Genomic DNA, 4,933 nt, shown 5'->3' with positions numbered 1-4,933 from the left:
GCGCGTGGGGGGTGGGCGGGGGTGGGGGGGGCGGCGGGGCGCCCGGCGCCCCCCCCCGCCCCCCCCCCCCCCCCCCCCCCCCCCCCCCCCCCCCCCCCCCCCCGGCCCGGGATCACTTCGGCTGGAGGCGGGCGCCGCCGTCGAGACGGATCAGCTCGGCGTTCATGTAGCTGTTGGCGAGCACCTCGACGGCGAGGGTGGCGAACTCCTCGGAGTAGCCCAGGCGCTTGGGGAAGAGCACGTCGCGCTTGAGCTTGTCCTTGAACGCCTCGGAGGCCTCGCCGGAGCCGTAGATCGGGGTGTCGATGAGGCCGGGGGCGATGGTGTTGACGCGCACGCCGATGGCCGAGAGGTCGCGGGCGATCGGCAGGGTCATGGAGACGACGGCGCCCTTCGACGCGGAGTAGGCCGCCTGCCCGATCTGGCCGTCGAGCGCGGCGACGGAGGCGGTGTTGAGGATCGAGCCCCGCTCGCCGTCCTCCAGCGGCTCCTCCTGCGCCATGGCCGTGCCGACGATGCGGATGCAGTCGAAGGTGCCGATGGTGTTGATCTCGAGGACCCGGCGGAAGGTGTTCAGGTCGAACGCCGTCTCGTAGCCGCCGCGGCCGACGGTCCGGCTCGCCGAGCCGATGCCGGCGCAGTTCACGAGCACCCGCAGCGGGCCGATCGTCTTGGCCAGCTCCGTGGCCGCGATGATGTCGTCGGTCTTGGTGACGTCGACGTGGGCGAACGCGCCGTCGATCTCGGTGGCGAGCGCATTGCCCTTGTCGTCGGCGATGTCGGCGACGACGACCTTGGCGCCCCGGGCGGCGAGGGCGCGAGCGGTGGCCGCCCCCAGTCCGGACGCGCCTCCGGTGACGATCGCGGACACATTCTCGAGCTGCACGGGTACTCCCTGTTTCGGACGACGACGGTCGCGGCGGGCGGCGGCGCGGACCGGCGTGCTCGCAGGGTGCCCCGGCGCCTCGCGCACCGTGACGCTAGCCAGCGGGATGCATTTTTTGCAACGATCCGTCGCGGAAAAGATGGAACGCCGTCGTGCGCGTGCGACGCTGCCCAGGTGAGCGAGGCGAGCAACCGCGGGCGGCCGAGGGGACTCAGCGACCGCGTCCGCGAGGACGTCCACGCCGCCGTCCGGCGCCTGCTGGTCGCCGAGGGGTACGCCGCGATGCGCCTCGAGGACGTCGCGGCCGCTGCCGGCGTCCACAAGTCCACGCTCTACCGCCAGTGGGCCACCAAGGCCCAGCTCGTGCGCGACGTGCTCGTCGCCGGGGAGCTCGAGCACTATCCGAGGGTCGACGAGGGCAGCCTGGCCGCCGACGTCGAGGCGCTGGTCCACGGCCTGACCCGGCTGTTCCGGAGTCCGACCACCGTCGCGTTCGTCCAGACGCGCGCCACCGCCGACGACCCGGAGCTGCGCGCCGGGCTGCACGAGCTGGCCCGGCAGGACACCGCCTTCATGCGACTGCCGTTCGAGCGGGCTATCGCGCGCGGCGAGCTGCCGCCGGACACCGACGTCGGCATGCTGGTCGAGCTGCTCCTCTCGCCCCTGCTGGCCCGCGTCGCCCTCACCGGGTCACCGGTCGACGACGAGCTGAGCCGCCGACTGGCGAGCACCTTCATCGCTCTCGTCGCTCCGCACGCGGTTCCCCGGAGCTGAGCGGCTCCCCGTCGGGAGGGGAGCGAGCTCGCCGCGTGCATCCGGCGGGCTCCGCGGAGCGGGGACAACGGACCGACTCGGCCGCGCGGTGCGAGGCTGCCCCCCATGGCGCTCACCGTGGTCTCCCTCGGCAGCTCGTTCGCCGCGGGCCCCCTCATCCCGCCGGTCGTCGACGCCGACGCCGGACGGTCGGGTCGCAACTATCCCGCCCTGCTGGCCGCGGGTCTCGGCGCCGAGCTCGTCGACCTCACCGTGTCCGGCGCCACGACCGCCACGATCCTCGACGAGCCGCAGACGACGATGGGCGGAAAGGTGTACCGACCGCAGATCGAGAGCGTGCCGCGGAACGCCGACGTCGTGACGATCACCGCAGGCGGCAACGACCTGAACTACACGGGCTCCATGCTGTTCGCCGCTTTCCGGAGACTCGATCCCGCGCACCCGGTGCACCGGTTCCTCGCGCCGCGGTTCCCCGACGGGCTGCGGGAACCCTCGGCCGAGCTGATCGAGACGGCGGAGTCGGGGCTGGTCCGCATCGTGGAGGGCGTGTCCGCCCGTACCGAGAACGCGCGCATCGTGCTCGTGGACTACCTGACGGTCATCGGCGGAGGCGCGAGCGGCGGAGCGTGGTTCGACGACGCGGAACGCGACCTGTTCCTCCTGATGAGGACGGCGCTGGAGGGCGCCTACGTTCGCGCTGCCGAGCAGTCCGGCGCCGAGCTCCTCCGGATGTCGGACCTCAGCCGCGACCACGGCCTGGACTCCGCCGAGCCCTGGGTCAGGGGGCTGCTGACCGATCCCGCGTCGAGCGCGGCGTCGTTCCACCCGAACGCCCTCGGCATGGAACGGGTCGCCGAGGAGCTGGTCCGGCTGCTCGACTGACCCGGATCGGCGTCCGCCCCGTGTCCGACGCGGACAAGCCGTTCCTGCGGCCTCAGGACGTGCTGGTCCCCCGGCGCCGCACCCGGCGATCGAAGCGGTCCTGGCCGCCGCCCAGCGGGCGGCCGAGGTACCTGCCCAGCACGATGCCGGCGGCGAGGGCCAGCCCGATCGCCGCGGCCCCCACGAGTGCGTTCACCCCGGCCGACACGTCGGCCTCCACGACGACGGCGAAGAGCCCCCGGTAGATCGCGAGCCCGGGCAGCAGCGGGACGATGCCGCAGACCGCTACGAGCAGGGGCGGGATCCGCAGCCGATCGGTCAGCGCCTCACCGCCGAAGCCGACGACCACGGCCGCCGCCGCACTCGCCACCGCTGCGCCGGCACCGAACGCGGCAGCCGCGGACCACGTCGTCCACGCCAGCGCGCCGGCCACCGTCGCCACTCCGACGGCGACCAGGCGGGCATACGACGCCACCGCCCAGAACCCGGCCATCCCGGCTGCGGCCGCCAGCGACACGGCGAACGGCACGGTGAACGTCGACGGGTCGAGCACGCGGAGCGGAACCTGCGCCCGCCGCGCCAGGTCCAGGACCGCGGCGATGCCGACGACGATGCCCGTCGTCAACGTCAGGACCTCGAAGGCCCGCGCCGCGGCGGTGACCGGGAAGCCGCTGATGGCGTCCTCGGCGGCGCCCACGAAGGAGAGCCCTGCCAGCAGCACCACGATCCCCGCGGCGACGACCAGCGAGGTGCGGACGTCCACCTCCAGGACGACGAGGAGGACGGCCGCCCCCGTGGCCACCGCAGCGCCGGCGACCTGCTGGAAGAACATCGGGAGGCCACGCCGGTCGAGCGAGCGGATCATCTGCTCGATGGCGGCCGTGGTGACCGCCGCGACCAGGGCCACCAGCCAGCCACCGCCGAGCAGGAAGGCGACGCACCCCGCCACGCCCGACCACCCGAGAGCGTGGATCGGCCGACGGTAGGGGTGCGGCGCGGACAGGACGTCGTCCAACCGGCGGTGGGCGTCCTTCAGGTCCAGTTCCGCGGCCATCACCGTCCCCGCCAGGTCGGTGATGCCCTGCAGCCGGGTGTAGTCCAGTCCCCGGGGGCGCACGATGCGCATCAGCACGAGCGGGGGCACGTCGTCCGGGTCGTAACTGATGGTGAGCGACGTGAAGGTGGCGTCGACCTGGCAGGAGGTCAGTCCGTAGGCCGATGCCACCCGGAGCACCATGGCGGTCACGTCGGCCGCCGACGCCCCGAACGCCATCATCGACTCCCCGATGCGGAGGGCCAGCCCGAGCGCCGAGCGCGCGGTGCCGGCGTCGACCCGGCTGGGCTGGGCACGCAGCGCGAACGGCGCCGTCGGCGGACCGGAGCCGGCGATGGCCTTCCGTGCGCGGTCCGGCAGGCGCGTCAACCGCCAGCTGCGGTCCCGGCTGGTGGAGGACACGACGCCAGGCTACGGAGTGGTGGCAGGCAACGCGGCCGGCGACCAGAGGTCCGCCAGTCGGACCGGTCGAGGTCGAAGGCGACGAGGTACCAGCGGCCGCTCCGGGCGACCCTGTGGCGCGGCTCGGCTCGACGGGGCGGGACGAGCTCGTCGGTGTCCGCGTGGTCCGGAAACACACAGGCCCGTCGCGGTGTTCACCGGAGGCGTCCATCGCGAGGGAAGGCGAACCATGACCACTGAGACCGCAATCCTGGCCGGCGGCTGCTTCTGGGGTGCCCAGGATCTGCTGCGCAAGCGCCCCGGGGTGATCAGCACCCGCGTCGGCTACTCCGGGGGCGACACCCCGAATGCCACCTACCGGAACCACGGGGACCACGCGGAGGCGGTCGAGATCGTCTTCGACCCCGACGTGATCTCGTTCCGCGAGTTGCTCGAGTTCTTCTTCCAGATCCACGACCCGTCGACGAAGGACCGGCAGGGCAACGACGTGGGGCGCAGCTACCGCTCGGCGATCTTCTACCTCAGCGACGAGCAGAAGCGCGTCGCCGAGGACACGATCGCCGACGTCGACGCCTCCGGGCTGTGGCCCGGCAAGGTCGTCACCGAGGTGACGCCTGCCGGCCCGTTCTGGGAGGCCGAGCCGGAGCACCAGGACTACCTGCAGAGGATCCCCTTCGGGTACACGTGCCACTACGTGCGGCCGGACTGGGTGCTCCCCCGCCGCGCGGCGCAGACCGCCTGACGACGGTCTGGGCGCGAGTCGCCCAGCGGGCCGTGGCGAGACGTCGGGCAGCTCGTCCGGCCCCGCTGACCACCAGCCGCCGGAACGCGCTCACCGACCGAGTCGCGGGGGGGGGGGGCGCGGGCCGGGGGCGGGGGGGGGGGGGGGGGGGGGGGGGGGGGGGGCGGGGGGGGGGGGGGCGCGGGGGCGGCCG

At 73.8% G+C, this 4,933-nt stretch carries 6 protein-coding genes; 3 read left to right on the top strand and 3 right to left on the bottom strand.

Features of this window, described 5'->3' with window-relative positions; all coding sequences use genetic code 11:
* Positions 1-112: 112 nt before the first annotated feature.
* A complete protein-coding gene (locus ACI793_RS19225) occupies positions 113-886 on the bottom strand; it encodes an SDR family NAD(P)-dependent oxidoreductase (RefSeq protein ID WP_091763658.1) in 774 nt (257 codons plus the stop codon).
* 174 nt (positions 887-1,060) lie between these two features.
* Here ACI793_RS19225 and ACI793_RS19220 point away from each other — a divergent pair, with 174 nt between their 5' ends.
* Together ACI793_RS19220 and ACI793_RS19215 are read left to right on the top strand one after the other, a co-directional pair.
* Positions 1,061-1,660 (top strand): TetR/AcrR family transcriptional regulator, encoded by a 600-nt coding sequence (locus ACI793_RS19220; RefSeq protein WP_456607983.1) that lies wholly within the window; start codon positions 1,061-1,063, stop codon positions 1,658-1,660.
* A gap of 105 nt (positions 1,661-1,765) precedes the next feature.
* A complete protein-coding gene (locus ACI793_RS19215) occupies positions 1,766-2,542 on the top strand; it encodes an SGNH/GDSL hydrolase family protein (protein WP_456607982.1) in 777 nt (258 codons plus the stop codon).
* A 52-nt stretch (positions 2,543-2,594) separates the two neighbouring features.
* On the opposite strand, the gene ACI793_RS19210 is transcribed toward ACI793_RS19215, so the two are convergent.
* Together ACI793_RS19210 and ACI793_RS19205 are read right to left on the bottom strand one after the other, a co-directional pair.
* Positions 2,595-3,998, bottom strand: coding sequence for a threonine/serine ThrE exporter family protein (locus ACI793_RS19210; protein WP_456607981.1), 1,404 nt, complete (start codon positions 3,996-3,998; stop codon positions 2,595-2,597).
* On the bottom strand, positions 3,962-4,174 hold the full coding sequence (locus tag ACI793_RS19205; RefSeq protein ID WP_456607980.1) for a WYL domain-containing protein: 213 nt from the start codon (positions 4,172-4,174) through the stop codon (positions 3,962-3,964). The genes ACI793_RS19210 and ACI793_RS19205 overlap by 37 nt, the downstream gene beginning before the upstream one ends.
* 53 nt (positions 4,175-4,227) lie before the next feature.
* Between ACI793_RS19205 and msrA the strand changes: the two genes are divergently transcribed.
* Complete coding sequence (gene msrA / locus ACI793_RS19200; RefSeq protein ID WP_456607979.1) at positions 4,228-4,740, top strand: peptide-methionine (S)-S-oxide reductase MsrA; 513 nt, start codon at positions 4,228-4,230, stop codon at positions 4,738-4,740.
* Positions 4,741-4,933 lie beyond the last annotated feature (193 nt).

This window comes from Blastococcus sp. SYSU DS0617 (assembly GCF_054051075.1).
The sequence above is the reverse complement of the archived record's forward strand: the minus strand, read 5'-3'. Positions and strand labels throughout refer to the sequence as shown.

What these genes read in the sequence shown, in the direction of transcription:
- ACI793_RS19215 (WP_456607982.1), top strand. Translation starts at nt 1,766, where the DNA reads ATGGCGCTCACCGTGGTCTCCCTCGGCAGCTCGTTCGCCGCGGGCCCC.
- msrA (WP_456607979.1), top strand. Translation starts at nt 4,228, where the DNA reads ATGACCACTGAGACCGCAATCCTGGCCGGCGGCTGCTTCTGGGGTGCC.